This window comes from Nocardioides pyridinolyticus (assembly GCF_054653575.1).
In genome coordinates this window covers 46,687-73,488 of sequence record NZ_BAAIFY010000009.1, presented here as the reverse complement: position 1 = coordinate 73,488, position 26,802 = coordinate 46,687, and the positions used below count along the sequence as shown (strand labels likewise).

Genomic DNA, 26,802 nt, shown 5'->3' with positions numbered 1-26,802 from the left:
GTGAGCTCCTCTCGTGGAGCGGTCAGCCGCGCGCGGCGGCGATGGTGTCGTGCGCGGCGAGGACGACGGCCTCCGTCGTGATGCCGTACTCCTGGTAGATCCGGGCGTAGTCGGCCGAGGCGCCGTACCGGTCGATCGAGACGATCCGGCCGTGATCGCCGACGTACTCCCGCCAGCCCTGCCTCACGCCGGCCTCGACCGAGACGCGGGCCTTGACGATCGGCGGGATCACGCTGTCGCGGTAGGACTGGTCCTGCTCCTCGAACCACTCCTGGCACGGCAGCGACACGACGCGGGCGCGGATGCCCTCCTCGCCCAGCCGGGTGCGGGCCTCGACGGCGATCTGCACCTCCGAGCCGGTGGCGATCAGCACCACGTCGGGCGCACCGCCCTCGGCGTCGACCAGCACGTAGCCGCCGCGATGCACCTCGCTGGTCTCGGCGAAGCCCTCCTCGCCGCGCGGGAAGACCGGCACGTTCTGGCGGGTGAGCGCCAGCGCCGCCGGCCGGTCGGTACGCCGGAGGACGGCGTGCCACGCGGCTGCGGTCTCGTTCGCGTCGGCCGGGCGGACGACGTCGAGGCCCGGCATGGCGCGCAGCGCGGCGAGGTGCTCGATCGGCTGGTGCGTCGGGCCGTCCTCGCCGAGGCCGATGGAGTCGTGGGTCCAGACGTAGATGACCGGCAGCTGGCTCAGCGCCGCGACCCGGACCGCTCCGCGCATGTAGTCGGAGAACGTGAGGAAGGTCCCGCCGAAGACGCGGGTGAGGGCGTCGGCCGCGATGCCGTTCATGATCGCGCCCATGCCGTGCTCCCGGATGCCGAAGTGCAGCACGCGCCCCTGGAACGGGTCGGCCGGCCACTCCTCGACGCCGCGGCCCTCGGGGAGGAACGACGGGACGTTCTTGATCGTGGTGTTGTTGGAGCCCGCGAGGTCGGCCGAGCCGCCCCACAGCTCCGGCATCAACGGGGCGACCGCGTTGATGACCTGGCCCGAGGCCGACCGGGTCGCGACGCCCTTCTCGCTCGCCTCGAAGACCGGCAGCGCGTCCTCGAGACCCTCGGGCAGCGTGCGGGCCTTGAGGCGGTGCAGCAGCGTCGCCTTGTCGGGGTTGGCGGCCGCCCACGCGTCGTACCTCTCGTCCCACTCGGCCCCCAGGGCCTTGCCGCGCTCGGCGAGCTTACGGGTGTGGGCGATGACGTCCTCCGGCACCTGGAAGGTCAGCTCCGGGTCCCACCCGAGCACCTTCTTGGTGGCCGCGACCTCCTCCTCGCCGAGGGCGCTGCCGTGGGCCGCCTCGGTGCCCTGCGCGTTCGGCGCTGGCCACGCGATGACGGTGTCGAGCACGATGAGGGACGGCTGGTCGGTGACCACGCGGGCCGCCTGGACCGCGTCGTGGAGGGCGGGGACGTCCTCGACGTAGTCGGTGCCGCCGTTGGTCCAGTCGACAGTCTGGACGTGCCAGCCGTAGGCCTCGTAGCGGGCCGCGACGTCCTCGGTGAACGCGATGTCGGTGTTGCCCTCGATCGAGATGCGGTTGCGGTCGTAGACGACCGTGAGGTTGCCCAGCTGCTGGGTGCCGGCGATCGAGCTGGCCTCGCCGCTGACGCCCTCCTGGAGGTCGCCGTCGGAGGCCAGGACGTACACGTGGTGGTCGAACAGGCTCTCGCCGGGCCCGGCGTCGGGGTCCAGCAGGCCGTGCACGCGGCGCGCGGACATCGCCATCCCGACGGCGTTCGCGACGCCCTGGCCGAGCGGGCCGGTCGTCACCTCGACACCGGCGGTGTGGTGGAGCTCGGGGTGGCCGGGGGTCTTGGAGCCCCAGGTGCGCAGCGCCCGGAGGTCCTCGAGCTCGAGGCCGAAGCCGCCGAGGTAGAGCTGCGTGTAGAGCGTGATGCTCGAGTGGCCGCAGGAGAGGACGAACCGGTCGCGGGCGATCCAGCGCGGGTCGGAGGGGTCGTGGCGCATCACCTTCTGGAACAGGAGGTATGCCGCGGGAGCCAGGCTCATGGCCGTGCCGGGATGGCCGTTGCCGACCTTCTGCACGGCGTCCATGGCCAGCACCCTGGCGGTGTCCACCGCCTTCTGGTCGAGGTCGGTCCAATCGAGTGCTGCGGTCTTGCTCACAGGGTTCCTTTCGGGAGGTTCGGCCGATGCCGAGCCTACTCAGGTCGGGAGATAGACTCCCATCCGTCCAAGCACCGACCCGGTGCCCCGATTCCCGCCCGAGGACACCCTGTGACGTACGTCGGCCAGCCGGCCTCTGCCGCGAGGCAGCCCGTGGCCGAGCGGGCGACGGCGAGGGACGTCGTCGCGGCGTACGTTGGGCTCACCAAGCCGCGGGTCATCGAGCTGCTGCTCCTGACGACCGTGCCGGTGATGTTCTACGCCGCGAAGGGCGTGCCGGACCTCGGTCTCGTCGTCGCGACCGTGATCGGCGGCACGTTCTCGGCCGGCTCGGCGTCGGTCTTCAACTGCGTCTACGACCGGGACATCGACGAGCAGATGCGCAGGACGCGGCGCCGGGCGCTGCCGCGGCACATCGTGTCGCCGCGGGCCGCGCTCGTCTTCGGCTTCGTGCTCGGGATCGCCTCGACGGTGATCCTCTACGTCTGGGTCAACCCGCTCTCCGCGTTGCTGTCGGTGCTCGCCAACGCGTTCTACGTGTTCGGCTACACGATGCTGCTGAAGCGGCGCACCACCCAGAACATCGTCTGGGGCGGGATCGCCGGCTGCTTCCCGACCCTCATCGGCTGGACGGCCGTCACGGGGTCGCTGTCCTGGATCCCGGTCGTGCTGTTCCTCGTCGTGTTCTTCTGGACGCCGCCGCACACCTGGGCGCTCGCGCTGCGCTACCGCGAGGACTACGCGAACGTCGACGTCCCGATGCTGCCGGTCGTGAAGCCCGCGGCCGTGGTCGGCCGCCAGATCGTCGTCTACAGCTGGCTGATGGTCGCGACCTCGCTGCTGCTCTGGCCGGTCGCCGACACCGGGCTCTTCTACCCGGTCGCCGCCGCCGTGCTCGGCGTGGTGTTCCTCCTCGAGGCGCACCGCATGCGGAGCCGCACGCGCGGCACCGAGGACCTCTCGGTGATCCAGCCGATGCGGCTGTTCCACACCTCGAACCTCTACCTCTCGCTGCTCTTCGTGGCGGTCGCGCTCGACCCGCTGATCAGCCGCTGAGGTTTCACCCGTTCGGTGCGCAACCGAATCCGGTCCCACCGCGTCTAGGTGAGTGATGGCGGTGGCCCGCCCACGGGGGTGCGGGCGCCGCCGTCGCCATGTCCGGACCTCAGCGCAGCTCGCCCAGGACCGTGGGCACGGTGCCCGGCAGCTCGCGGGCGAGGTAGCCGACCTGGCCGACGGATCCCGCCAGCCGCTCGCCCGCTCGCGCGTGGAGGTAGGCCCCCCACACGGCGGCCCGCGCCGGCTCCTCGCCGCGGGCCAGCAGTCCGGCGACGATGCCGGCCTGCACGTCGCCGGACCCGGAGACCCCCAGCCCGGGGCCGCCGCCCTCGACGACCCACGCGCGGCCGTCCGGTGCGGCGACGTACTTGCAGGTCCCGCCGGCCGGGACGACCGCGCCGCACCGGCTGGCGAGGTCGCGGGCGGCGGTCAGCGCGTGCTCGGCGGTGAGGTACGCCGTGCCCAGCGCGTCGCCGAGCAGGGCGACGGCCCGGTCGGCGTCGACGAGTCCCGGACCGGCGAGCACCGCCGCACTGCCGGCCGCGAGGTGGGCGACCGCGTCGGCGGCGCCCGCGGTGATCGACCCGTCGTCGTGCGCGGCCAGACCGACGACCCGGGCCTCCGGGACCGCGACGGCCGTCGGTGCGGCGACCGTCCGTGCGGTGGCGATGACGAGCTTGCCGGCTCCGGCGCGCAGGCTGGCCTCGCCCGCCAGCAGCGCCGCCCCCGGCGTGCTCGCGCTGCCGCCGAGCACGAGCAGCTCGCCCCGCGCCTCCTTGCCGGCTCCCGGCTCGTCGAGCGGCCAGGACCGCAGCAGCGCCGGGGTCACCACCTCGGCATCGGCGCTCACGCGCTGTCCTCCTCGGTGACGGCCGTCTCGCGCGCCACGGCCCGGGCGTCGGCGAACATCTCCAGCGCGAAGCCGGCGTCCGTCCGCCGGAAGCGTGTGAGCGAGGCGTTGGGGATCTGCACCTCGCGGTCGATCTCGAGCAGCCGCCGCTCCTCGATGCCCTCGAGCACGTAGCGGAACGCCATGATCACGGCCTGGTGCGTGAACACCCACACCCGCTCGCCCTCGTACCCGTGCGCGAGGTCGTGGAGGAAGCTGCGGACCCGCAGGGCGACGTCGGCCCAGCTCTCGCCGCTGGGCGGCTGGTAGTAGAACTTGCCGAGCTTGTCCCGGCGGGCCGCCTCCTGCTGGTAGCGCGCCCGGATGCCGCGCCCGGTCAGGCCGTCGAGGACGCCGAGGTCGCGCTCCCGGACCCGCTCGTCCAGCACCACGGGGAGGCCGAGGGGCTCGACCGCGGCACGGGCGGTGTCGAGCGCCCGGCGGTACGGCGAGCTGATCACCACCGACGGCCGCCACTCCTCGGAGACGTCGGCCAGCCACATGCCGACGGCGTCGGCCTGCTCGTGGCCCAGCGGGGAGAGCTCGACGTCGGCGTCGCGGGCCGTGAGCTCGAGCTCCTCGGCCTGCCCGCTCCGCGCGGCCTCGTCCGCGCGGTTGCCCATGCTCTCGCCGTGCCGCACCAGCGTGATCGACTCGGGGGGACTGCACCATCTCGGCTCCACGAGAGTGCGGGTACCCACCCGGCGATGGTCCTGTGCCTGGTCGCAGCCCGGTCAGGCCTCCGCCGGCTCCCGCACCTGGATGAGCGCCCAGGTCACGGTGGCCGAGACGAGGGCCGCGCCGAGCATGTGGAAGCCGACGAGCACGACGGGGAGGTCGGTGAAGTACTGCACGAAGCCGATCAGGCCCTGCGCGAGCTCGACGACGAGCAGCACGGCGGCCGCACGGACGGTGGCGGCCGGCTGGCGCAGCGCCATGGCCGCCAGCAGGAGGCCGATGGTGAGCCCGAGGAGGAGGAACACGACGTCGGCGTGGATCTGGCTCCACTGGAGCGGGTCGAGTCCGTTGCGCTTCGCGTCCGCGTCGCCGGCGTGCGGACCCGAGCCCGTCACGATCGTGCCGACGTAGAGGACCGACCAGGCCGTGGCGAAGGTGCCCCACGCCAGCCACACGAGGGGACCGTGCGCCGGTGCCGGCGGAGCGGGGCGGCGTACCCGCTGGAGGAAGAGCGTGGCGATCCCGATGATCGCCATGGAGCAGAGCAGGTGCAGCGAGACGATCCACGGGTTGAGGTCGGTGAGCACGGTGATGCCGCCGATGACCGCCTGGGCGGGGATGCCGAGCGCCATCACGACGGACAGCGTCAGCAGGTCCTTGCGCCGGGACTGGAGCGCCGCGGCGAACGTCGCGACCGCGATCGCGACCAGCACGTAGGTGAGGAGCCGGTTGCCGAACTCGATGGTCGAGTGCAGGTCGTAGGCGCCGTGCGGCGTGAACGACTCCTCGGTGCACTTCGGCCAGGTCGGGCAGCCCAGGCCCGAGCCGGTCAGCCGGACGACGCCGCCGGTGACCACGATGCCGATGTTGGCGACGATCGACGCCCACGCCCAGCCGACGAGCCAGTCGTCGAGGTGGCGCAGCCGCTCTCTCACTCCCACTTGAAGGTCCTCGCAGTCAGGATCGTGCCGACGGCGGCCCACCCGGCGAGCACCCCGAGCTCGCGCCAGGCGATGCCGCCGTCGATGAACGCGACGCGCATGGCCTCGCCCAGCGCGCCCGAGGGCAGCCACGAGACGACGTCGCCGAACGCGCCGTACGCGCTGAAGGGGAGGACGACGGCGCCCCCGGCCATCAGCAGCAGGTAGACCAGGTTCGCGACGGCCAGGGTCGCCTCGGCGCGGAAGGCGCCGGCGAGGAAGAGGCCGAGAGAGGCGAACGCCGCGGTCCCGAGGACGATCGCGAGCGCGACGCCGAGCACACCCGGCTCGGGCGTCCAGCCGAGCAGCTGGCCGACGCCGCCGATGACGACGACCTGGAGGAGCTGGACGAGCAGCAGCGCGCCGATCTTGCCGGCGAGCAGGCCGGAGCGGGGGAGCGGCGAGCTGCCGAGCCGCTTGATCACGCCGTACCGCCGCTCGAAGCCGGTGGCGATCGCCAGCGACGTGAAGGAGGTCGACATGACGGCGAGCGCGATGACGCCGGGCGTGAAGATGTCGACGAGCGGCTTGGCGGTCTCGAGGTCGAGGGAGAGGTGCTCGCCGGCGGTGACGCCGCCGATGAGCACGAGGACGGGGATGACCACGGCGAGCAGCAGCTGCTCGCCGTTGCGCAGCATCAGCCGCGCCTCCATCCGCGCCTGCGCCAGCACCTGGCGCGACAGCCGGGCCGCCCCGGGACGGGCGGTGAAGTCGAGGTCAGTCATGGTGGATGTCCCGCCCGGTCAGCTCCAGGAAGACGTCCTCGAGCGTGCGGGAGCCGAAGTCGATCGACCGCACGCCGACGGCGTGCTCGGCGCTCCACCGGTCGATCGAGGCCCGCAGCGCGGCCTCGGCGCTCGCCGGCAGCTCCTGGTCGACGACGAGGCGCACGGTCGCCGACGTGCCCCGCGTGAGCTCGGCCGGCGTCCCGGAGGCGATCAGCCGCCCCCGGTCGATGATGTGGACCTGGTCCGCCAGCTGCTCGGCCTCGTCGAGGTAGTGGGTCGTGAGCACGACGGTGACGCCGGACTCGCGCAGTTCGCGCAGCAGGTCCCAGGTCGTGCGTCGCGCCTGCGGGTCCATGCCCGCGGTCGGCTCGTCGACGAACACGATCTCCGGACGCCCCACGAGCGCCATGGCGAGCGCCAGGCGCTGCTGCTGGCCGCCGGAGAGCCGCCGGTACGGCGTCCGCCCGCACTCCTCGAGGCCGAGGCGCTCGGCCAGCAGGCCGGTGTCGAGCGGGTGCGCGTGCAGCCGCGCGATGTGGTCGAGCATCTCCATCGCGCGGACACCGCTCCACGCGCCGCCGCCCTGGAGCATCACGCCGATGCGGGGGAGGAGGGCGCGGCGGTCGCGCACGGGGTCCAGGCCGAGCACCCGGACCACTCCCCGCTGCGGGCGTCGGTAGCCCTCGCAGGTCTCCAGCGTGGTGGTCTTGCCGGCGCCGTTGGGGCCGAGGACCGCGGTGATCGTGGCCCGCTCGACGGCGAGCGAGAGCCCGTCGACGGCCACCTTGTCGCCGTACCTCATCACCAGGCCGTCGACGGAGACGGCAGGGGAGGCTCCGGACACGGCCGTCAGTCTAGGGACGGGGGTCATGTGGCCCGGCACACGCCCTCCGTCGGTGCCGTCCGGTGCGGTGGTGCGTCAGGTAAGGGTTGCCTTCCTTGAAGCGTCCGAACCAATAACGGCACACTGTTGTTGTGGAATTCGACGAGGTCCCCGTGCCGGGGCACGACCAGCCGACGCGTGAGCGCGTCGCCCGGTCGATCCTCGTCAACGGCCCCTCGACCGCGGCGGCGCTCGCCGACCGGCTCGACCTCACCCCGGCGGCGGTCCGCCGCCACCTCGACCAGCTGGTCGTGGACGGCGCCGTCGAGGCCCGCGAGCCGCGCAGCGCCGCGCACCGGGGCCGCGGCCGGCCCGCCAAGGCCTTCGCGCTGACCGAGGCGGGGCGCGACCGGTTCGACCAGAAGTACGACGACCTCGCCGTCCAGGCCCTGCGGTTCCTGCGCGAGACCGGAGGCGACGACGCCGTCCGGGAATTCGCGACCCGCCGCGTGGCGTTCATCCAGGAGCGGTTCGAGGGCGTCCGCGCGGAGCACCCCGAGCTGGGATCGGCCGAGATCCTGGCGCAGATCTTCACCGACGAGGGGTACGCCGCCGCGGTGCGTGAGCTGCCGGTGGTCGGGGAGCAGCTGTGCCAGCAGCACTGCCCGGTCGCCCACGTCGCCCACGAGTTCCCGCAGCTGTGCGAGGCGGAGACCGAGGCGATCAGCAGGATCCTCGGCCGCCACGTCCAGCGCCTGGCCACGATCGCCCACGGCGACGGGGTCTGCACCACCTGCATTCCCAGCACATCGACGAATACCTCCAACACGAAGGAGCGGGTCAGCTGATGACCACCATCGACGAGCGCAATCCCGAGCTCGAGGGCATCGGACGCTACGAGTTCGGTTGGAGCGACACCGATGTCGCCGGCGCGGCCGCGAAGCGCGGTCTCAACGAGGAGGTCGTGCGCGACATCTCCTCGAAGAAGAGCGAGCCGCAGTGGATGCTCGACCTGCGCCTGAAGGGCCTCAAACTCTTCGACCGCAAGCCGATGCCCAACTGGGGCTCGGACCTCTCGGGGATCGACTTCGACAACATCAAGTACTTCGTCCGCTCCAGCGAGAAGCAGGCGACCTCGTGGGAGGAGCTCCCCGAGGACATCAAGAACACCTACGACAAGCTCGGCATCCCGGAGGCGGAGAAGCAGCGCCTCGTCGCGGGCGTCGCCGCGCAGTACGAGTCCGAGGTCGTCTACCACTCCATCCGCGAGGACCTGGAGGAGAAGGGCGTCCTCTTCCTCGACACCGACACCGCGCTGAAGGAGCACGAGGACCTCTTCAAGGAGTACTTCGGCACCGTCATCCCGGTCGGTGACAACAAGTTCGCCGCGCTCAACACCTCGGTGTGGTCGGGCGGCTCGTTCATCTACGTGCCGAAGGGCGTGCACGTCGACATCCCGCTCCAGGCCTACTTCCGGATCAACACCGAGAACATGGGCCAGTTCGAGCGGACGCTGATCATCGTCGACGAGGACGCCTATGTGCACTACGTCGAGGGCTGCACCGCGCCGATCTACAGCTCGGACTCGCTGCACTCCGCGGTCGTCGAGATCATCGTGAAGAAGGGCGGCCGCTGCCGCTACACGACCATCCAGAACTGGTCGAACAACGTCTACAACCTCGTCACCAAGCGCGCCACCTGCGAGGCCGGCGCGACCATGGAGTGGGTCGACGGCAACATCGGCTCCAAGGTGACGATGAAGTACCCCGCGATCTACCTCATGGGCGAGCACGCCAAGGGCGAGACCCTGTCGATCGCGTTCGCGGGCGAGGGCCAGCACCAGGACGCCGGCGCCAAGATGGTGCACGCGGCGCCCCACACCTCGTCCTCGATCCTGTCGAAGTCGGTCGCCCGCGGCGGTGGCCGGACGTCGTACCGGGGCCTGATCCAGGTCAACGAGGGCGCGCACGGCTCGAAGTCGAACGTGCTCTGCGACGCGCTGCTGGTCGACCAGATCAGCCGCTCCGACACCTACCCCTACGTCGACATCCGCGAGGACGACGTGTCGATGGGCCACGAGGCGAGCGTCTCGAAGGTCTCCGACGACCAGCTCTTCTACCTCATGTCGCGTGGCATGGAGGAGGACGAGGCGATGGCGATGATCGTGCGCGGCTTCGTCGAGCCGATCGCCAAGGAGCTCCCGATGGAGTACGCCCTCGAGCTGAACCGCCTGATCGAGCTTCAAATGGAGGGCGCGGTCGGCTGATCGTCAGCGCCGGAGGCGCTGACGATGCCGCCGACCGCACCGTGGGGAGGGGCCCTGTGGTTGCGGCCCCGCACCAGACCGAAACGAAAGTAGACGTTGTAGTGACTGTCACTGACACCGCTCGAGAGAGCGTGTCCTCCGCCCTCGAGCAGGACCGCATCGAGAGCCACTTGAACCCGCCCGGGTCCTACGACCTGGCGGACCACCCGATGCCGACCGGTCGCGAGGAGATCTGGCGCTTCACGCCGCTCAAGCGGCTGGGCGGGATCCTCGACGGCGAGGCGTCCGACGCCGCCCTGACGTGGACGACGACGCTGCCCGAGGGCGTGACGCTGACCGAGATCACCGCCGAGCAGGCGGTCGAGCTGGGCGAGCTGGCCCCCAACGACCGGCCGGCCGCGCTGGCCGCGGCGAACGCCGGCGGCGCGCTGCTGCTCGACGTCCCGGCCGAGGCCGAGATCGCCGAGCCGATCGTGCTGCGCCTGCACGGCGAGTCGGTCGAGGACCTGGTCTGGGGCCGGCTGGTCATCCGCGTCGGGCGCCATGCGCAGGCCACGGTCGCGATCGTGCACACCGGCTCGGCCCGCTACGCGGCGCTGACCACCGTGCTGGTGGGCGACGGCGCGGCCGCGAACGTCCTGTCGCTCCAGGACTGGGAGGACGACGCCGTCCACCTGGGCCGCGACGCGATCCGGGTCGGCCGCGACGCCGCCGTCAAGCACACCTCGATCTCCTTCGGCGGGGACCTGGTGCGCATGCACGCCAACGTCGAGTACGCCGGCCCCGGCGGCGACGCCGAGCTGCTCGGCCTGTACTTCGCCGACGCCGGCCAGCACCTCGAGCACCGGCTGTTCGCCGACCACAACGCGCCCAAGACCAAGAGCCACGTCATGTACAAGGGCGCGCTCCAGGGCGAGGGCGCCCACACGGTCTGGATCGGCAACGTGCTGATCCGCAAGGTCGCCGAGGGCATCGAGACCTACGAGGAGAACCGCAACCTGGTCCTCTCGGACGGCTGCCAGGCGGACTCGGTGCCGAACCTCGAGATCGAGACCGGCGAGATCGAGGGCGCGGGCCACGCGTCCGCGACCGCGCGCTTCGACGACGAGCAGCTGTTCTACCTGCGCTCGCGCGGTGTCTCGGAGAAGGAGGCGCACCGCCTGGTCGTGCACGGCTTCTTCAACGACCTGATCCGCAAGGTCGGGATCCCCTCGATCGAGGAGCAGCTCCTCGAGACCGTCGAGACCGAGCTGGCCAAGAACCTCCTCAAGGACTCCACTCAGGAGTCTGGGCAGTGACCTTCGAGCGCGCCTGCGCGGTCGGCGACGTCCCCACCGACGAGGCCCTCGGGGTCACCGTCGGGGCCTACGACGTCGCGGTCGCCCGCGACGGCGACGAGTTCTTCGCGCTCCAGGACCTCTGCTCCCACGCAGCGGTCGCGCTGAGCGAGGGCGAGGTCGCCGACTGCACGGTCGAGTGCTGGCTGCACGGCTCGCGCTTCGACCTCCGCACCGGCAAGCCCACCGGCCTGCCGGCCACCGAGCCTGTCGCCACCTTCCCGCTGGAGGTCCGCGGCGACGACATCTTCGTGGACACCACCACCACCCTGAACGGAGTCACCCCCTCATGAGCACGTTGGAGATCAAGGACCTGCAGGTGTCTGTCGACACCGAGGACGGGCCGAAGGAGATCCTCAAGGGCGTCACGCTGACGATCCAGGACGGCGAGACGCACGCGATCATGGGCCCCAACGGGTCGGGCAAGTCCACCCTGGCGTACTCCATCGCGGGCCACCCGAAGTACACCGTCACCGGCGGCACCGTCACCCTCGACGGCGAGGACGTCCTCGAGATGTCCGTCGACGAGCGGGCGCGCGCCGGGCTGTTCCTGGCGATGCAGTACCCCGTCGAGGTCCCCGGCGTCTCGGTCGCTAACTTCCTGCGCACCGCCAAGACCGCCATCGACGGCGAGGCGCCGAAGCTGCGCACGTGGGTCAAGGACGTCAACACCGCGCTGGGCCACCTCAACCTCGACCCGACGTTCTCGCAGCGCTCGGTCAACGAGGGCTTCTCCGGCGGTGAGAAGAAGCGCCACGAGATCGCGCAGCTCGAGCTGCTCGACCCCAAGTTCGCGATCCTCGACGAGACCGACTCCGGCCTCGACATCGACGCGCTCAAGATCGTGTCCGAGGGCGTGAACCGGTTCCGCGGCCAGGAGGGCAAGGGCGTCCTGCTGATCACGCACTACACCCGGATCCTGCGCTACATCGAGCCCGACCACGTGCACGTCTTCGTCGACGGCAAGGTCGCCGAGTCCGGCGGCCCGGAGCTCGCGGAGGAGCTGGAGGCCAACGGCTACGAGCGCTTCCTGAAGGCGGGCGTCTGACATGACCCAGACCCAGCTGGCCGGCCTCCTCCCCGAGCTGGAGGTGATCCGCGCCGACTTCCCGATCCTGGGCCGCACGGTCGCGGGCGGGCTGCCGCTGGTCTACCTCGACAGCGCGAACACCTCGCAGAAGCCGCAGGTGGTGATCGACACGATGGTCGACCACCTCGAGCGGCACAACGCGAACATCGCCCGGGCGATGCACACCCTCGGCGCCGAGGCGACCGAGGCCTACGAGGCCGCGCGGGACCGGGTCGCCGCGTTCCTCAACGCCCCGTCGCGCAACGAGGTCGTGTTCACCAAGAACGCCACCGAGGCGCTCAACCTGCTCGCGCGCACGATCGACCTCGGCCCCGGCGACAACGTCGTGATCACCGAGATGGAGCACCACTCCAACATCGTGTCGTGGCAACTGGCCTGCGAGCGAGCGGGCGCGGAGCTGCGCTGGTTCGGGCTGACCGAGGACGGCCGGCTCGACCTCGCGAACGCCGACGCCCTGGTCGACGAGCGCACCAAGGTCGTCGCGTTCACCTGGGTCTCGAACATGCTCGGCACCATCAACCCGGTCGAGGACCTGGTGGCGCGGGCCGCGGCGGTCGGCGCGTACTCGGTCATCGACGCCTCGCAGGCCGCGCCGCAGCTGCCGGTCGACGTGGCGGCCACCGGTTGCGACTTCCTGGTCTTCACCGGCCACAAGGTCGTCGGCCCGACCGGCATCGGCGTGCTGTGGGGTCGCGAGGAGCTGCTCAACGAGCTCCCGCCGTTCCACGGCGGCGGCGAGATGATCGAGACCGTCCGCATGGAGGGCTCGACCTACGCCAAGGCACCGCACCGGTTCGAGGCCGGCACCCCGCCGATCGTGGAGGCCGTCGGCCTCGGTGCCGCGGTCGACTACCTCTCCCACATCGGGATGGACGCGATCCACCGCCACGAGCAGGCGATCACGGCGTACGCCCTCGAGGGCCTGCAGACCGTGCCCGGCCTGACCGTGCTCGGCCCGCTCGACGCGGCGTCGCGCGGCGGCGCGATCTCCTTCGAGATCGACGGTGTGCACCCGCACGACATCGCCCAGGTGCTCGACTCCCGCGGCATCGCCGTCCGGGCCGGCCACCACTGCGCGAAGCCCGCGCACGCGCGGTTCGGCGTGCAGAGCTCGACCCGGATGTCGTCGTACCTCTACACGACGCCGGCCGAGATCGACGCGCTGGTCGAGGGCCTGGAATACACCCGCTCGTACTTCAAGTTGGGGTGACGATGACTCAGGAGCTCGACGCGCTGTACCAGGAGATCATCCTGGACCACTACAAGAACCCCCACCACCAGGGCCTGCGGGAGCCCTACGAGGCGGAGGTCCACCACGTGAACCCGACCTGCGGTGACGAGGTCACGCTGCGCGTGCACATCGCCGACGGCGTCGTGGAGGACGTGTCGTACGACGCCGTGGGCTGCTCGATCTCGCAGGCCTCGGCCTCCGTGCTGACCGACCTCGTCATCGGCAAGAAGGTCGACGACGCGATGTCGGTCCACGAGACGTTCCTGACCCTGATGCAGGGCAAGGGGACCGTCGAGCCCGACGAGGACGTGCTGGAGGACGGCATCGCCTTCGCCGGTGTCGCGAAGTTCCCGGCGCGCGTGAAGTGCGCACTACTGTCGTGGATGGCCTGGAAGGACGCCACCGCCCGATCCCTGGAGGAGAGCTCTGATGGCTGACCACTCTGACCTGCCCGAGGTCCCGGAGGCCGCTGCCGGTGGCGCCGGTGGCGGTGGCACCGCGACCGCCACCGTCGAGGACGTCACCGAGGCGATGAAGGACGTCGTCGACCCCGAGCTCGGCATCAACGTCGTGGACCTCGGCCTCGTCTACGGCGTGCACGTCGACGAGCACTCCAACGTGGTCATCGACATGACGCTGACCTCCGCGGCCTGCCCGCTCACCGACGTCATCCAGGACCAGACCAACGGCGCCCTCGAGGGCCTGGCCAACGACGTCGCGATCAACTGGGTCTGGATGCCCCCGTGGGGCCCCGACAAGATCACCGAGGACGGCCGCGAGCAGCTGCGGGCCTTGGGGTTCAACGTCTGACCTAGACTCGCCGCGTGCCCATCGTCCTCGTGCCGGCCGACCGCGTCGTGCGCTGGGTCGAGAACTTCGCGTCCCGCCACGGCGCGACCGCGCTCGCCGTGACCGGGGGAGCGCTGACCGGGAAGGCCGAGGACGGCAGCACGTTCGAGGCGCGGCTGCCCTTCGACGAGGAGTACGCCGGCCAGCCCGATGCCGCTGCGTTCGGCAACGCCCTGGGCGCCCCCGACGACTGGGGCGTGTTGCTCGTCCGCAAGGGCGGCTTCGCCGTCGCCCGGCTGAGCGGCACGGCCACGACCGGCAGCAAGGTCGGCCAGCGCCACGTCCAGGGCCGCACGAAGGCCGGCGGGCAGAGCCAGCAGCGGTTCGCGCGGCGGCGGGACAACCAGGCGCGGCAGGCCTACGAGGCGGCCGCCGACCACGCCGCGCGGATCCTCGGCGACCTGACCGGCCCGCTCGTGACCGGCGGCGACCACGGCGCCGTCGACGAGGTGCTCAGCGACGCCCGCCTCGCCAAGGTCACGCGGACGAGCGACTGGCTCGCCGTGCCGGACCCGCGGAGGAGCGTGCTCGAGCAGGCGGTCGCCGACGCGCAGGCCGCGAGGATCGAGGTCGTCAACGCATGACCGACGTGCTGCTGCTCGCGGACACCCACCTGCCCAAGCGGGCGAAGGACCTGCCGGCCCGGGTCTGGGACGAGGTGGCCCGGACCGATGTGGTCGTGCACGCCGGCGACTGGGTCGACGTCGCGCTGCTCGACGAGCTCGAGGCCCGGTCGGCGCGGCTGGTGGCCTGCTACGGCAACAACGACGGCGCGGAGCTGCGTCGACGGCTGCCCGAGGTCGCCCGGGCCGAGATCGAGGGCCTGCGGCTCGCCGTGGTCCACGAGACGGGCGGCAAGGCGGGTCGGGAGCGACGCTGCTCGGCGGCGTACCCCGATGTCGACGTGCTGGTCTTCGGGCACAGCCACATCCCGTGGGACACCACCACCGAGACCGGGCTGCGGCTGCTCAACCCGGGCTCGCCCACGGACCGCCGGCGGCAGCCGTACTGCACCTACATGACCGCCTCCGTCGACGACGGGGTCCTCCTGGGCGTCGACCTCCACCGACTTCCGCCGCGGGTGCACTAGCGTTCCAGCCATGTGGCAGCCCCAGCCCGGGTGGGTCGCACTCCCCGGTGGCGCCGGCGGGTCGACCGTGGGCGTCTGGCGTACGGTGCTCGGGGACCAGGCGGTGGTCGTCAAGCGGATCAGCGCGCCCACCGAGGGCGACCCGGCCGAGCTCTCCGACCCGCGGCACTTCGCCTACTGGCGGCGCGCGGCCGACGTGATCGCCGCCGGGCTCGTGCTCGAGACCGCGGGCCTGCGCGCGCCCCGGCTCTCCGCGGTCGAGGAGGACGCGGACGGCCTCACGATCACCGAGGAGTGGGTCGAGAACGCCGCCACCAGCGGCCTGTTCGTCGCGCACTCGCTGGGCCGGTTCGCCGGCGAGCACCTCGCCCCGCAGCCGTGGCTCGCCCGCAACCTGCTCCGGGACCGGATGGCCCGCGTCGAGCGCCACGGCGGCTGGCGCACGCTGGCGCGGACGACGGTCGCCGACGTGGCCGACGTCCTCTGGAGCCGCCGCGCGGAGCTGCTCGCCCGCGCGGACGCGCTCGTCCAGGTGCCGACCCACGGCGACGCCGTGCCCGCCAACCTGCCGGGGCGCGACGCCGACGACGTGGTGGCGATCGACTGGGCGATGTTGGGGACCGGCCCGGTGGGCTCCGACCTCGGCTACTTCGCGCTCGCGGCCCGTGAGGAGCTCGAGCCGCTGCTCGACGCCTACCTCATGGGGATGCCCGAGGGCCTCGCCACCCGCGACGAGGTCACGCTGGGTGCCCGGGTGACCGCGGTGTACACGGTCCTCAACCGCGCGGAGTGGGCGCTGGCCCGGGTCGCAGGGGGAGAGGGCGCGCTGGCGGGCAAGTACCGGCACCCCTCCGTGGCGCCGCACCTGCGCGCGCTCCAGCGGCAGTTCCCGCACATCGAGGCCCTCGTGGAGAGTTAGCCAATTTGGCGTATGGCCGCGTTCGGTGGTCGCTCCTATCGTCGGAGGCCGGGGGTGGAGCCCATGCGACCACGAGGCGTCACCGCACTCATCAGCTCAGGCCTACTGCTTCCCGCGGTCCTGCCGGCCACCTCGGCGCTGGCCGAGCGCGCTGGCGAACCACCGCACTCGGCCGTCACCGGCGGGGGATGGGTCGAGGTGTCGGGCCCGGTCAGCTCGGGCACGCAGCCCGGGGTGGCGCGCCTGGCCGGGAGCCTCCAGGTGGTGTGGTCGCAGACCGACGGCGACGGCCGTTCGGTGCGGACCCGGCTGCTCGACGCCGGCGGCGCCGTCGAGTCTCCCGTCCTCCCGGTGGTCACGGGATGGCCCGCCATCATCGACGACCCCAAGGTGATCGGGCCCGCAGGGGCGCGGCGGGTGGTGTTCGCCGGCATCCATCCTGATCCGTTCTCCGACCACACCGGCCCCGCGGTGTTCGCCGAGAGCAGCGACGGTGAGTCGTGGACGCCCGGCAGCGGCTCGCTCTCGCAGAGCACGGCCGCGGGCAGCGGGAGCGTCGGCATCGCGGCCATCGACGCCGGCGGTACGCCGTTCTTCGCCAAGGGCGGGTTCTCGGGTGGGGTGATCGTCCACCGGGGCGTGGATGCGACCGTCCCCGCCACGGCGCCGGACCTGCGCGCCACCGAGGTCCAGGGTGCGCCCGTGGACGTGGCCTTCGCCCGCGACACCGCGACCGACGAGGTCTACGTCGCGTGGTACTCCCTGGGTGCGACCGACGACGACCAGGCCGGGACGTTCGTGCAGCGGATGTGGCCCCAGCCGAACGGCGGGCTGCTGAAGGCGCCGGGATCGAGCGACGGCTCGGGCCGCTCGACCGGCACCGGCCAGCCGGTCGCGCTGGCCGAGCGCGCGGGCGGTGGGGTGTGGCTGGCGTACCTGGTCGGCTACCCGACCAGCAGCACGATCCGCCTGTGGAAGGTCGGCACGTCCGAGCGCCTGACGATCGACACGGGAGCCGCGGCCAGCCACCTGTGCCTGACGCCGTCCACGGCGGGCCGGCTGTGGCTCTCGTGGCGCACGATCGGCGACCACCGCCTGCACGCGGTACGGACCAGCCGGGACGTCGGGCGGCTGGGCCCGGTGCAGCACGTGACCCAGCCCGGCGGGCCGTCGACCAGCGTGTGGCTGACCGCGTGCGAGGGGTCGCGCGGTCCGTTGAGCCTGGTGGTCAACGCCCAGACCACCGCGGCACGACCGACCATCTACGCCCGCCAGGTCCTCCCGGCGCTCTCCGCGCGACGCAGCCCGAAGAAGCTGGACAAGGGGCGGGTCACCGTGACCGTCACCGACGCCGGCGACCCCGTGGCCGGTGCAGCGGTCACGTTCCGGGGCCGATCCGTGACGACCAACGGACGGGGCAAGGCGGTCGTCGTGGTCCGCCCGTCGGTCAAGCCGAAGCGCTACCGCCTCACGGTCGCAGCCGCGGGGTACCGGCCGACGTCGGTGACGATCAGGGTGCGGTGACCCGAGCTCAGAGCGTTCCTGCGGCGAACGTGTCGCAGTCCCGCAGCGACCGGTTCTCGTAGCCGACCCGGAACCACTTCACGCGCTGCTCCGCCGACCCGTGGGTGAAGGAGTCGGGGTCGACCGAGCCACCCGACCGCTGCTGGATCCGGTCGTCGCCGACGGCCGCGGCCGCCTCGATCGCCTGCTGGATGTCCTCCTGGGTGAGCTGGCTGATGAGGACGTTGCCGTCCTCGTCCTCGGTGGTGGTCGCGGCGCGCGCCCACATGCCGGCGTAGCAGTCGGCCTGGAGCTCGAGCCGCACGGCGTCGCTGTTAGGGCCCTGCTGGGTCTTCACCTTGCCCATCGTGCCGAGGAGGTTCTGGATGTGGTGGCCGTACTCGTGCGCGAGCACGTAGGGCTCGACGAACCCGCCGTCCGGACCGCCGAGCCGGCGCTCGAGGACCTCGTCGAAGAACGTGGTGTCCAGGTAGATCGTTTGGTCGACCGGGCAGTAGAACGGGCCGACGTCCGAGGAGGCGTTGCCGCACCCGGTTCCGACGCCGCCGCTGAACGTCTCGACCTTCTTCGCCGGCTCGAAGCCCTGCAGGGTGTCCGACCAGAAGTCGTAGAGCGAGTTCTCGACCGCCACGCGCGCGCAGTCGACGTCGTTGTTCGCGTCCTCACCGGTCTTGCAGTGCTCGTAGCGACCGGTGTCCGACATCCGGGAGGTGTCGTACCCGGAGCCGGTGGGGCCGCCGCCACCGCCGGTGAACATGCTGATGGCGACGATGATCACGACCACGATCAGGCCGGTGACACCGCCGCCCGCGGCCAGTCCGCCCGGGATGGGGAGGCCGGCGCCGCCACCGCTCCGCGCGCCCGAGCGACCGGCGTCGCCCATCCGCCGGGTGCTGAGCCGCGCCTTCGGGTTGAACCGCATCCGACCTCCTGTGAGAACCGATTCTTCCCTGGACCGTACCCACATCTAGGATCTCCACAGTCATGATCCTCACCCCACGGAACCGCGAGCTTCCCCCGCTTCGCTCCTCCATCTCACGCTTCCGCGGGGACCCCGGATGATCACCACCCACCAGCTGGAAGTCCGCGCTGGCGCGCGTCTGCTCATGGAGAACGTCAGCTTCCGCGTCGCCGCCGGCGACAAGGTGGGTCTGGTCGGGCGCAACGGTGCCGGCAAGACCACGCTCACGAAGATCCTGGCCGGCGAGGCGCTGCCTGCCTCGGGCACCGTCCAGGCCACCGGCGAGGTCGGCTACCTGCCGCAGGACCCGCGCATCGGCAACCCCGACGTCCTCGCGCGCGATCGCATCCTGTCCGCGCGGGGCCTCGACGACGCCGTACGCCGCCTCCGCCAGGCCGAGGCCGAGATGGCCAGCGACGACGTCAAGGTGCGGGAGCGGGCCATGCGCCGCTACGAGCGCGCCGACGCCGAGCTGCACGCCGGCGGGGGCTATGCCGCGGAGTCGGAGGCCGCGCAGATCGCGCACAGCCTGGGCATCGAGGACCGGCTGCTCGGCCAGCCGCTCAAGACGCTCTCCGGCGGCCAGCGGCGCCGGGTCGAGCTCGCCCGGATCCTGTTCTCGGGCGCGGAGACGCTGCTGCTCGACGAGCCGACCAACCACCTCGACGCCGACTCGATCGTGTGGCTGCGTGAGTTCCTCAAGGCGCACAAGGGCGGGCTGATCGTGATCAGCCACGACAACGGGCTGCTCGAGGCGACGGTCAACCGGGTGCTGCACCTGGACGCCAACCGGGCCGAGATCGACGTCTACAACATGAGCTGGAAGGCCTACCTCGCCCAGCGCGAGACCGACGAGAAGCGCCGCAAGCGCGAGCGGATGAACGCCGAGAACAAGGCCAAGACCCTCACCGACCAGGCCAACAAGATGCGCGCCAAGGCGTCGAAGGCGCAGGCTGCCCAGTCGATGCTCAAGCGCGCCGAGAAGCTGATGGCCGGGGTCGAGGGGGAGCGGCAGGCCGACAAGGTCGCGCGGATCAAGTTCCCCGCCCCGGCCGCCTGCGGCAAGACCCCGCTGACGGCGTCGGAGCTGTCGAAGTCCTACGGCTCCCTCGAGGTGTTCACCGACGTCGACCTGGCCGTCGACAAGGGCTCCCGCGTGGTCATCCTCGGCCTCAACGGCGCCGGCAAGACCACGCTGCTGCGCATCCTGGCCGGGGTCGACCAGACGGACACCGGCGAGGTGGTGCCCGGGCACGGGCTGAAGATCGGCTACTACGCCCAGGAGCACGAGACGCTCGACGTCGACCGCACGGTGCTGGAGAACATGCAGAGCTCGGCGCCGCAGCTCACCGACACCGAGGCGCGCTCGGTGCTCGGCTCGTTCCTGTTCTCCGGCGAGGACGCGCACAAGCCGGCCAAGGTGCTCTCCGGCGGCGAGAAGACGCGGCTCGCGCTCGCGTCCCTGGTCGTCTCGAGCGCGAACGTGCTGCTCCTCGACGAGCCCACCAACAACCTCGACCCGGCCTCCCGCGAGGAGGTGCTGGCCGCGATCCGCAGCTACGAGGGCGCGATCATCCTGGTCACCCACGACGAGGGCGCGGTCTTCGCGCTCGAGCCGGACCGGGTGCTGATCCTCCCCGACGGCGTCGAGGACCTCTGGAACGCCGAGTACGCCGACCTGGTCTCGCTCGCCTGAGGGGTGGTCCGCTTCGGCCGGCGCGGCCGGTGGGAGGCGCGCCTCCGCTGACAAATCATCACGGGAGGTGGGTGAGTCGTCACTCCCCGCGCCATACCCACCGCGGGGAGTGCCAGCTCGCCTGCCTACCGTGATGAATCGGCGGCGGGCTCTAGGGTCGGTGCCATGGCACTCACCGTGGACCTGGCGACCGGTCGGACGGCGTTCGCCGAGTCGGTGACGGCGTTCGTGTGCGCCGCGGACGGCTTCTCGGAGTGGGACCTGCTGGGGGCGTCCCGCTGCCACGGCTGGACCCGGCTGGACGTGGTGGCCCACGTCGTCGCGGGCTGGCAGGAGATGCTGGGCGGCTTCGTGTCGCCGGTCGACGGCCCCCCGACCGTCGATGCCGCGTCCTACTGGCGGGCCTTCGAGGACGAGCACGCCGACACCGACCCGGTGGTTCCGCTGATGGCGCAGCGGCGCCGGTCTGCGGCGTTCGTGCGCCCCGACTCCGCGCGGCAGCAGCTGCGGGACGTCGCCGACGCGGTGCGCCGCGGTGGTGCCGGGTGCGCGGAGGGCCACTACGCCTGGCAGGGCCACGTGTTCACCGCCGGTGACTTCCTCGCCATCTGGGCGGTCGAGGACGTCCTCCACCAGCTCGACCTCCTCGCCGACGCCCCGGTGCCGCCGAGTGCGCTCGGGCTGGCCCGGGCGACCGTCACCGAGCTCGACGGCGCCAGCCTGGCCGACCGGCTGCCGGCGGACGGGTGAGCCCCGCATAGGGTGCGCACCATGGACGCCCAGACCCTGCTCGCCGCCGGCCTGACCTACGACGTCGACGGGCCGGTCGCCACGATCTCCCTCCACCGGCCCGACGTGCGCAACGCGCAGACCCCCACCATGTGGCGGGCGCTCGCCGCCCTGGGCGCCGAGATCGGCGACGACGTGCGCGTGGTGGTCGTGAAGGGCTCGGGCCACTCGTTCTCGGCCGGCCTCGACCGGTCGATGCTCGACCCCACCAACACCTCCGGCGAGGAGTCGGTCGCGGGACTGCTCGGTCTGTCCGACGAGGAGCTCTCGGCGACCATCGACGCCTACCAGCAGGGCTTCACGTTCCTGCGTGACCCCCGCTTCGTGTCCATCGCCGCGGTGCAGGGCTTCGCGATCGGCGCCGGCTTCCAGCTCGCGCTCTCCTGCGACCTGCGCGTGGCCGCGGACGATGCCCAGTTCTGCATGAAGGAGTCCGCGCTCGGACTGGTGCCCGACCTGACGGGAACAAAGCCGCTGGTCGAGAGCGTTGGCTACGCCAGGGCACTCGAGATCTGCGCGACCGCGCGGATGGTCGGCGCGGCCGAGGCAGTCGACATCGGCCTCGCGCTGACCGCCGTACCCGCCGCCGAGCTGGATGCGACCGTCGCGGACCTCGCAGCCGCCCTCACCGCGCCGATGCCCGGCGCGGTCCGTGCGACCAAGGCGCTGCTCCAGGGAGCCCCCGACCGGAGCCTCGACGAGCAGCGACGCCTCGAGCGCGAGGCGCAGACCCGGCGGTTCCGGGAGCTCGCGGCACTGATGCAGTAGGGGAGGTCCCGATGTCGGGGATGATGGGAGCGGGCGCCGCCTGGCGACACCTCCGCTCGGACCGGAGCGTGGTCCACAACCGCATCGAGCGCGGCACCGTGCGCCGCGTCCTCGGGTTCGCCCGGCCGCACCGCCGGCTGATCACGTTCTTCCTCGCGCTGACCGTCATCGACGCCGGCCTGGTGGTCGTCGCGCCGCTGCTCGCGCAGCGGATCATCGACGACGGGATCGTCGCCGGCGACCGCAACCTCGTGGTGACGCTGTCGCTCGCGATGGCCGGCGTGGCGCTGTTCAGCGCGCTGCTGTCGGTCGGCGAGGGCTGGCTGTCCTCGCGGATCGGCGAGGGCCTGATCTACGACCTGCGCACCCGCGTCTTCGGGCACGTGCAGCGGCAGTCCCTGGCCTTCTTCACCCGCACCCAGACCGGCGCGCTGGTCTCGCGGCTGAACAACGACGTGGTCGGCGCCCAGCGCGCCTTCACCTCGACCCTGTCCAGCACGGTCGCCAGCACGATCTCGGTGATCGTGGTCGGCATCGCCATGATCGCGCTCAGCTGGCAGGTCACCCTGCTGTGCCTGGCGATCTTCCCGCTGCTGCTGCTGACCTCGCGGTGGGTCAGCCACCGGCTCGCCGGGCTCACCCGCGAGCAGATGGACGGCAATGCCGACATGGGCAACGCGATGACCGAGCGCTTCAACGTCGGTGGCGCGATGCTGCTCAAGCTCTTCGGCCGGCGCGGAGAGGAGGACGCGCTGTTCGCGACCAAGGCCGCGACGGTCCGCGACCTCGGCGTCCGCATCTCGCTGCTCACCCGCATCTTCGCCGCGGCGATGATGATGGTGCCGGCGCTCGCGACGGCCCTCGTGTACGGTGTGGGCGGTCAGCTCGCGATCGACGGGACCCTGACCGTCGGCACCCTCGTGGCGCTCGCGACGCTGCTGCTGCGGCTCCTCGGCCCGCTCCAGAGCCTCTCGAACGTGCGCATCGACGTGATGACCGCGCTGGTGAGCTTCGAGCGCGTCTTCGAGGTGCTCGACCTGCCGTCGATGATCCAGGAGAAGCCGGACGCGACGGTGCTGCCGCGGACCGCCTCCCGCCTCGAGTTCGACCACGTGGCGTTCGCCTACCCGCGCGCCGACGAGATCTCGCTGGCCTCGCTGGAGGCGGTGGCGCGCACCGAGTCGCGCGACTCCGGCCCGGTGCTCACCGACATCGGCTTCGTCGCCGAGCCGGGCCAGATGGTCGCGCTCGTCGGGCCCTCGGGCGCCGGCAAGACCACGATCACCCACCTCGTCGCCCGGCTGTACGACGTGGGCGGCGGCGCCGTCCGGGTGGGCGGCCAGGACGTCCGCGACGTGACCCTCCAGTCGCTGGAGGACGTCGTCGGCTACGTCACCCAGGACGCGCACATGTTCCACGACACGATCCGGGCGAACCTGCTCTACGCGCGCCCGGGCGCCACGGACGTCGAGGTCTGGGACGCCCTCGAGGCCGCCCAGATCGCGCACCTGGTCCGCGGGCTGCCCGACGGTCTCGAGACGGTCGTCGGCGACCGCGGCTACCGTCTCTCCGGCGGCGAGCGGCAGCGGCTCGCGATCGCCCGCCTGCTGCTCAAGGCGCCGTCGATCGTCGTGCTCGACGAGGCGACCGCGCACCTCGACAGCGAGTCCGAGGCCGCCGTGCAGCGCGCCCTCGACGCGGCGCTCGAGGGGCGGACCTCGCTCGTCATCGCGCACCGGCTCTCGACCGTCCGCGACGCGGACCAGATCCTGGTCGTGGACGAGGGCCGGGTCGTGCAGCGCGGCACCCACGCGAGCCTGCTCGCCGAGGGCGGGCTGTACGCCGACCTCTACCGCACCCAGTTCCTCGACGACCCGGTGGAAGGGTCGCGGACCTCGGCCTGACCGGCACTGCGGCGCTGCGGGCGACCCCGGTCGGGCGCTACGGCGAGCCGGGGGAGTTCGGGCGAGTGGCCGCGCTCCTGCTCTCGCCCGCGTCGTCGTTCGTCTCCGGGGCGATGGTCCCGGTCGACGGCGGCATGCTGCGGGCGCTCTGACGCTCCGCGCGCTCCTTCTCGTACGCCCGCTGGTACGCCGCGCGCACGGCCTGCTTCTTCGCGTTCTTCTCCGCGCGCCGGCGCTTGCGCTCGTCGAGCGCCTCGCTGCTGCCCGGCTCCTCGCCGCGGCGGGCGGAGCGCCGCTCGTCCCACGCCAGGTAGGCGAAGCCGACGATCGCGAGCAGCCCGAAGAACCACCACTGGAGTCCGTAGAAGAAGTGCGGGCCGTTGTCGAGCTCGGGCAGCTCGACCGGCTCGAGGTCCTGGGCCGGCTCGCCGTCCTCGGAGCGCAGCTCGACGAACCCGCCGAACACCGGGTGCCCGATCACCGGGCCGATCTCCTCGCTGGAGATCGCCCGCGTGGAGTGGTCGTCGACGGCCGTGCTGTCGCCGGTCGCATCCGCGCGGACCCACCCCTCCACGGTGACCTCGCCGTCGGGAGGTTGCGGCACGTCGACCGGGCCGGCGCCCTGGTTCTCGGTGCGCATCCAGCCCCGGTCCACGAGGAGCGCCGTGCCGTCGGCGGTCACCAGCGGCACCACGATGTCGACCCCGGACTCGCCGTCGCGGGTGCGGTAGCGCACCAGGACGGTCTCGTCGGCGTCGTACTCGCCCGTCGCGGTGACCTGGCGCCACTCGTCGTCCTCGGCGACGGCGGCTCCGGGGGAGAGGACGTCCTCGACGGGCGCGGGAGCGCGGTCCTCGTTGGCCCGGACGACCGCGTTGCTCTCCTGGCGGTCCTCGAGGCGGTGGAACTGCCACTGGCCGAGCCACCACGCGGCGTAGCAGAGCAGCACGACGACGAGTGCGAAGAGCACCCACCGTCGCGTGAGCAGGAAGCGCCACGACCGCACGCGTCGAGGCTATCCGGCGGCCCTTGCGGGGCCGTCGGCGGGCGGGGTCGGCCGGACACGCGCACGGGCTGGCCCGGTCGGCCTAGACTGCAGGGGTGCAGACGTGGAAGCTCGAAGACCGCTACGCCCGGGTCGCGACCGACCTGCGGGTCTCGCTGACCGACCGGTGCAACCTGCGGTGCTCGTACTGCATGCCCGCGGAGGGCCTGGACTGGCTGCCGAACGACGACGTGCTCACCGACGACGAGGTCGTCCGGCTGGTCACGATCGGCGTCGAGCGGCTCGGGATCCGCGAGGTGCGCTTCACCGGCGGGGAGCCGCTGGTACGCCGCGGCCTGGTCGACATCGTGCGGCGCACGAGCGCCCTGGGCGTCGAGACCTCGCTGACCACGAACGCCCTGGGCCTGGCGCGTACGGCGCACGCCCTGGCCGACGCCGGCCTCGACCGGGTCAACGTCAGCCTGGACAGCATCCGGCGCGCGTCGTTCCACGAGATCACCCGCCGCGACCGGCTGGCCGACGTCCTCGCCGGCCTCGCCGCCGCCCACGAGGCCGGGCTGGGACCGGTGAAGGTCAACGCGGTCCTCATGCGCGGCGTCAACGACGACCAGGCGCCCGAGCTGGTGCGCTGGGCGATCGGCGAGGGCTACCAGCTCCGGTTCATCGAGCAGATGCCGCTCGACGCCCAGCACGGCTGGAGCCGCGAGGGCATGGTGACCGCCGACGAGATCCTTGCCCGACTGGAGGCGGAGTTCACGCTGGCCCCGGCGGCCGAGCCGCGGGGGAGCGCCCCGGCCGAGCTGTTCACGGTCGACGGCGGTCCCGCCACCGTCGGCGTGATCGCGAGCGTGACCCGCCCGTTCTGCGGCGACTGCGACCGGGTGCGGCTCACCGCCGACGGCCAGGTCCGCAACTGCCTGTTCGCCCGTGAGGAGTCCGATCTGCGGGCCGCGCTGCGCGGTGGTGCGAGCGACGAGGACATCGCCGAGCGCTGGGTGGTGGCGATGCGCGGCAAGCGCGCCGGCCACGGCATCGACGACCCGTCGTTCCTCCAGCCGGACCGGCCGATGTCCGCCATCGGCGGCTGACCGACTCGTCGCGCGCGCTCAGTGGGCGACGACGTCCTTGAGGAACTGACGAGCGGCGAGGAAGTCCGAGAGCGACTGCCGGTGCTCGTCGCAGGCCAGCCAGACCTTGCGGCGGTCGGGGGTGTGCAGCTTGGGGTTGTTCCACTGCAGCTCCCAGGCGGCGGGCGCCTGGCAGCCCTTCGCGGAGCAGATGTCGGGCTCGGTCGGGGTGTCGCTCACGGGTGCCTTCCTGGAAATGGAGCGGTGCCGGACAGCCACGGGGGAAGCCGTCCGGCACCACTGCGAACCGAGACGGGGGAGACTCGGCTCGCCGAGCGATTGTGTCACGGACCCCGGCGGCGACCAAGGGTTGCTAGTCCCTGTCCTCGACGCCGGGGTCGGGGCCCGGTCGACCGGGCGGCAGCTCGGTGCGGAGCTGATCGCTGCGGAGCTCGAACGCGTCGGTCCTCGACGACGTCGCGTTGGCCAGCACCACGGCGACGTACGGGAGCAGGACGGCGGCCGCCACGAGGACCCAGCGCAGCCAGCCCGGTCCGACCAGGATCGCGGCGAGGAAGCACAGCGTCCGGATCGCCATCGAGATGACGTAGCGGCGCTGCCGGGCGGAGATGTCCGCCTGCGGACTGGTGGCGGCCGTGGTGATCCGGACCGCGTCGTCGCCCTTGCGACGAACGTCCTTGGCCATTGATCCATCCTACGTCGGGGGTCGGGACCGGCTCGGCCCGCGGTCCGTGCCCTAGGGTCGGGGTATGACGAACCGCACCTACCGCGTCTCCGAGATCGTCGGCACCTCCCCGGAGGGCATCGACGCCGCCATCCGCAACGCCGTCGAGCGGGCCGGCCGCACGCTGCGCCACCTGGACTGGTTCGAGGTCACCCAGGTGCGCGGCCAGATCAAGGACGGCGAGGTCGAGCACTTCCAGGTCGGCATGAAGGTCGGCTTCCGTCTCGAGGACGACTGACCTTTCGGCGTACTCAGCGGTAGTCGCTAGCGTCGGCTGA

29 protein-coding genes and 1 pseudogene are annotated in these 26,802 nt (G+C 72.1%); 20 read left to right on the top strand and 10 right to left on the bottom strand.

The window, feature by feature from the left end; translation table 11 throughout:
• Positions 1-22: 22 nt before the first annotated feature.
• Positions 23-2,053 carry a transketolase gene (tkt, locus tag ACYQ0U_RS10405; RefSeq protein ID WP_459972522.1) on the bottom strand — a complete coding sequence of 677 codons (2,031 nt, stop codon included), beginning with the start codon at positions 2,051-2,053 and terminating at the stop codon, positions 23-25.
• 183 nt (positions 2,054-2,236) lie between these two features.
• Here tkt and ACYQ0U_RS10400 point away from each other — a divergent pair, with 183 nt between their 5' ends.
• Positions 2,237-3,181, top strand: a complete 945-nt coding sequence (locus ACYQ0U_RS10400; RefSeq protein WP_459972406.1) for a heme o synthase — start codon at positions 2,237-2,239, stop codon at positions 3,179-3,181.
• Positions 3,182-3,290: 109 nt separating this feature from the next.
• Here ACYQ0U_RS10400 and ACYQ0U_RS10395 read toward each other — a convergent pair whose 3' ends face one another.
• Genes ACYQ0U_RS10395 through ACYQ0U_RS10375 form a run of 5 tightly spaced genes read right to left on the bottom strand, consistent with a single transcriptional unit; the run spans position 3,291 to position 7,303 of the window.
• Positions 3,291-4,034 (bottom strand): ADP-dependent NAD(P)H-hydrate dehydratase, encoded by a 744-nt coding sequence (locus ACYQ0U_RS10395; RefSeq protein ID WP_459972404.1) that lies wholly within the window; start codon positions 4,032-4,034, stop codon positions 3,291-3,293.
• A complete protein-coding gene (locus ACYQ0U_RS10390; protein ID WP_459972402.1) occupies positions 4,031-4,774 on the bottom strand; it encodes a histidine phosphatase family protein in 744 nt (247 codons plus the stop codon). The genes ACYQ0U_RS10395 and ACYQ0U_RS10390 overlap by 4 nt, the downstream gene beginning before the upstream one ends.
• Positions 4,775-4,807: 33 nt before the next feature.
• Complete coding sequence (locus ACYQ0U_RS10385; RefSeq protein WP_459972400.1) at positions 4,808-5,692, bottom strand: COX15/CtaA family protein; 885 nt, start codon at positions 5,690-5,692, stop codon at positions 4,808-4,810.
• Positions 5,683-6,456, bottom strand: coding sequence for an ABC transporter permease (locus ACYQ0U_RS10380; protein WP_459972398.1), 774 nt, complete (start codon positions 6,454-6,456; stop codon positions 5,683-5,685). The genes ACYQ0U_RS10385 and ACYQ0U_RS10380 overlap by 10 nt, the downstream gene beginning before the upstream one ends.
• Complete coding sequence (locus tag ACYQ0U_RS10375; RefSeq protein ID WP_459972396.1) at positions 6,449-7,303, bottom strand: ABC transporter ATP-binding protein; 855 nt, start codon at positions 7,301-7,303, stop codon at positions 6,449-6,451. Before ACYQ0U_RS10375 ends, ACYQ0U_RS10380 begins: the two co-directional genes overlap by 8 nt.
• A 131-nt stretch (positions 7,304-7,434) precedes the next feature.
• On the opposite strand from ACYQ0U_RS10375, the gene ACYQ0U_RS10370 reads away from it, so the two are divergent.
• The 12 genes from ACYQ0U_RS10370 (at position 7,435) to ACYQ0U_RS10315 (ending at position 17,588) form a co-directional block, all read left to right on the top strand.
• Positions 7,435-8,130, top strand: coding sequence for a helix-turn-helix transcriptional regulator (locus tag ACYQ0U_RS10370; protein WP_459972394.1), 696 nt, complete (start codon positions 7,435-7,437; stop codon positions 8,128-8,130).
• Positions 8,130-9,548 (top strand): Fe-S cluster assembly protein SufB, encoded by a 1,419-nt coding sequence (gene sufB, locus ACYQ0U_RS10365; RefSeq protein WP_459972392.1) that lies wholly within the window; start codon positions 8,130-8,132, stop codon positions 9,546-9,548. Before ACYQ0U_RS10370 ends, sufB begins: the two co-directional genes overlap by 1 nt.
• Before the next feature lie 131 nt (positions 9,549-9,679).
• Entirely contained in the window at positions 9,680-10,846 is a 1,167-nt protein-coding gene (gene sufD, locus ACYQ0U_RS10360; RefSeq protein ID WP_459972389.1) for a Fe-S cluster assembly protein SufD, read from the top strand.
• Complete coding sequence (locus ACYQ0U_RS10355) at positions 10,843-11,178, top strand: non-heme iron oxygenase ferredoxin subunit (RefSeq protein ID WP_459972387.1); 336 nt, start codon at positions 10,843-10,845, stop codon at positions 11,176-11,178. The genes sufD and ACYQ0U_RS10355 overlap by 4 nt, the downstream gene beginning before the upstream one ends.
• Positions 11,175-11,933, top strand: coding sequence for a Fe-S cluster assembly ATPase SufC (sufC, locus tag ACYQ0U_RS10350; protein WP_459972385.1), 759 nt, complete (start codon positions 11,175-11,177; stop codon positions 11,931-11,933). The genes ACYQ0U_RS10355 and sufC overlap by 4 nt, the downstream gene beginning before the upstream one ends.
• A 1-nt stretch (position 11,934) precedes the next feature.
• Entirely contained in the window at positions 11,935-13,185 is a 1,251-nt protein-coding gene (locus ACYQ0U_RS10345; RefSeq protein ID WP_459972383.1) for a SufS family cysteine desulfurase, read from the top strand.
• Positions 13,186-13,187: 2 nt separating this feature from the next.
• Complete coding sequence (sufU, locus tag ACYQ0U_RS10340) at positions 13,188-13,643, top strand: Fe-S cluster assembly sulfur transfer protein SufU (protein WP_459972379.1); 456 nt, start codon at positions 13,188-13,190, stop codon at positions 13,641-13,643.
• Positions 13,636-14,016: a metal-sulfur cluster assembly factor gene (locus ACYQ0U_RS10335; RefSeq protein WP_459972377.1), complete on the top strand. Its 381-nt coding sequence runs from the start codon at positions 13,636-13,638 to the stop codon at positions 14,014-14,016. The genes sufU and ACYQ0U_RS10335 overlap by 8 nt, the downstream gene beginning before the upstream one ends.
• Positions 14,017-14,030: 14 nt before the next feature.
• A complete protein-coding gene (locus ACYQ0U_RS10330; protein ID WP_459972375.1) occupies positions 14,031-14,639 on the top strand; it encodes an acVLRF1 family peptidyl-tRNA hydrolase in 609 nt (202 codons plus the stop codon).
• The gene (locus tag ACYQ0U_RS10325) at positions 14,636-15,145 is read left to right on the top strand and encodes a metallophosphoesterase family protein (protein WP_459972373.1); all 510 of its coding nucleotides are present in this window, start codon (positions 14,636-14,638) and stop codon (positions 15,143-15,145) included. Before ACYQ0U_RS10330 ends, ACYQ0U_RS10325 begins: the two co-directional genes overlap by 4 nt.
• 10 nt (positions 15,146-15,155) lie before the next feature.
• On the top strand, positions 15,156-16,064 hold the full coding sequence (locus ACYQ0U_RS10320; RefSeq protein WP_459972371.1) for a phosphotransferase: 909 nt from the start codon (positions 15,156-15,158) through the stop codon (positions 16,062-16,064).
• 63 nt (positions 16,065-16,127) lie between these two features.
• Entirely contained in the window at positions 16,128-17,588 is a 1,461-nt protein-coding gene (locus ACYQ0U_RS10315) for a carboxypeptidase-like regulatory domain-containing protein (RefSeq protein WP_459972369.1), read from the top strand.
• 7 nt (positions 17,589-17,595) lie between these two features.
• Here ACYQ0U_RS10315 and ypfJ read toward each other — a convergent pair whose 3' ends face one another.
• Positions 17,596-18,510 carry a KPN_02809 family neutral zinc metallopeptidase gene (gene ypfJ / locus ACYQ0U_RS10310; protein WP_459972367.1) on the bottom strand — a complete coding sequence of 305 codons (915 nt, stop codon included), beginning with the start codon at positions 18,508-18,510 and terminating at the stop codon, positions 17,596-17,598.
• A gap of 136 nt (positions 18,511-18,646) precedes the next feature.
• Between ypfJ and abc-f the strand changes: the two genes are divergently transcribed.
• The 5 genes from abc-f (at position 18,647) to ACYQ0U_RS10285 (ending at position 23,858) form a co-directional block, all read left to right on the top strand.
• On the top strand, positions 18,647-20,245 hold the full coding sequence (gene abc-f / locus ACYQ0U_RS10305; protein WP_459972365.1) for a ribosomal protection-like ABC-F family protein: 1,599 nt from the start codon (positions 18,647-18,649) through the stop codon (positions 20,243-20,245).
• 165 nt (positions 20,246-20,410) lie between these two features.
• Entirely contained in the window at positions 20,411-20,995 is a 585-nt protein-coding gene (locus ACYQ0U_RS10300) for a maleylpyruvate isomerase N-terminal domain-containing protein (RefSeq protein WP_459972363.1), read from the top strand.
• 21 nt (positions 20,996-21,016) lie between these two features.
• Positions 21,017-21,802, top strand: coding sequence for an enoyl-CoA hydratase/isomerase family protein (locus ACYQ0U_RS10295; protein WP_459972361.1), 786 nt, complete (start codon positions 21,017-21,019; stop codon positions 21,800-21,802).
• A gap of 11 nt (positions 21,803-21,813) precedes the next feature.
• Positions 21,814-23,706 (top strand): ABC transporter ATP-binding protein, encoded by a 1,893-nt coding sequence (locus ACYQ0U_RS10290; RefSeq protein WP_459972358.1) that lies wholly within the window; start codon positions 21,814-21,816, stop codon positions 23,704-23,706.
• 65 nt (positions 23,707-23,771) lie between these two features.
• Positions 23,772-23,858 carry a hypothetical protein gene (locus ACYQ0U_RS10285; RefSeq protein ID WP_459972520.1) on the top strand — a complete coding sequence of 29 codons (87 nt, stop codon included), beginning with the start codon at positions 23,772-23,774 and terminating at the stop codon, positions 23,856-23,858.
• 149 nt (positions 23,859-24,007) lie between these two features.
• Here the strand turns inward: ACYQ0U_RS10285 and ACYQ0U_RS10280 are convergent.
• Positions 24,008-24,712 (bottom strand): annotated as a pseudogene (locus ACYQ0U_RS10280) (SURF1 family cytochrome oxidase biogenesis protein); the annotation flags it as partial.
• Between the two features lie 95 nt (positions 24,713-24,807).
• Here ACYQ0U_RS10280 and moaA point away from each other — a divergent pair.
• Positions 24,808-25,800 (top strand): GTP 3',8-cyclase MoaA, encoded by a 993-nt coding sequence (moaA, locus tag ACYQ0U_RS10275; RefSeq protein WP_459972356.1) that lies wholly within the window; start codon positions 24,808-24,810, stop codon positions 25,798-25,800.
• An 18-nt stretch (positions 25,801-25,818) separates the two neighbouring features.
• Here moaA and ACYQ0U_RS10270 read toward each other — a convergent pair whose 3' ends face one another.
• Both ACYQ0U_RS10270 and ACYQ0U_RS10265 read right to left on the bottom strand, forming a co-directional pair.
• Positions 25,819-26,019, bottom strand: a complete 201-nt coding sequence (locus tag ACYQ0U_RS10270; RefSeq protein WP_459972354.1) for an acetone carboxylase — start codon at positions 26,017-26,019, stop codon at positions 25,819-25,821.
• A 133-nt stretch (positions 26,020-26,152) separates the two neighbouring features.
• Positions 26,153-26,485, bottom strand: coding sequence for a DUF3099 domain-containing protein (locus ACYQ0U_RS10265; protein WP_459972351.1), 333 nt, complete (start codon positions 26,483-26,485; stop codon positions 26,153-26,155).
• A gap of 64 nt (positions 26,486-26,549) precedes the next feature.
• Here ACYQ0U_RS10265 and ACYQ0U_RS10260 point away from each other — a divergent pair, with 64 nt between their 5' ends.
• Entirely contained in the window at positions 26,550-26,762 is a 213-nt protein-coding gene (locus ACYQ0U_RS10260; RefSeq protein ID WP_459972348.1) for a dodecin, read from the top strand.
• The last annotated feature ends 40 nt before the right edge of the window (positions 26,763-26,802 follow it).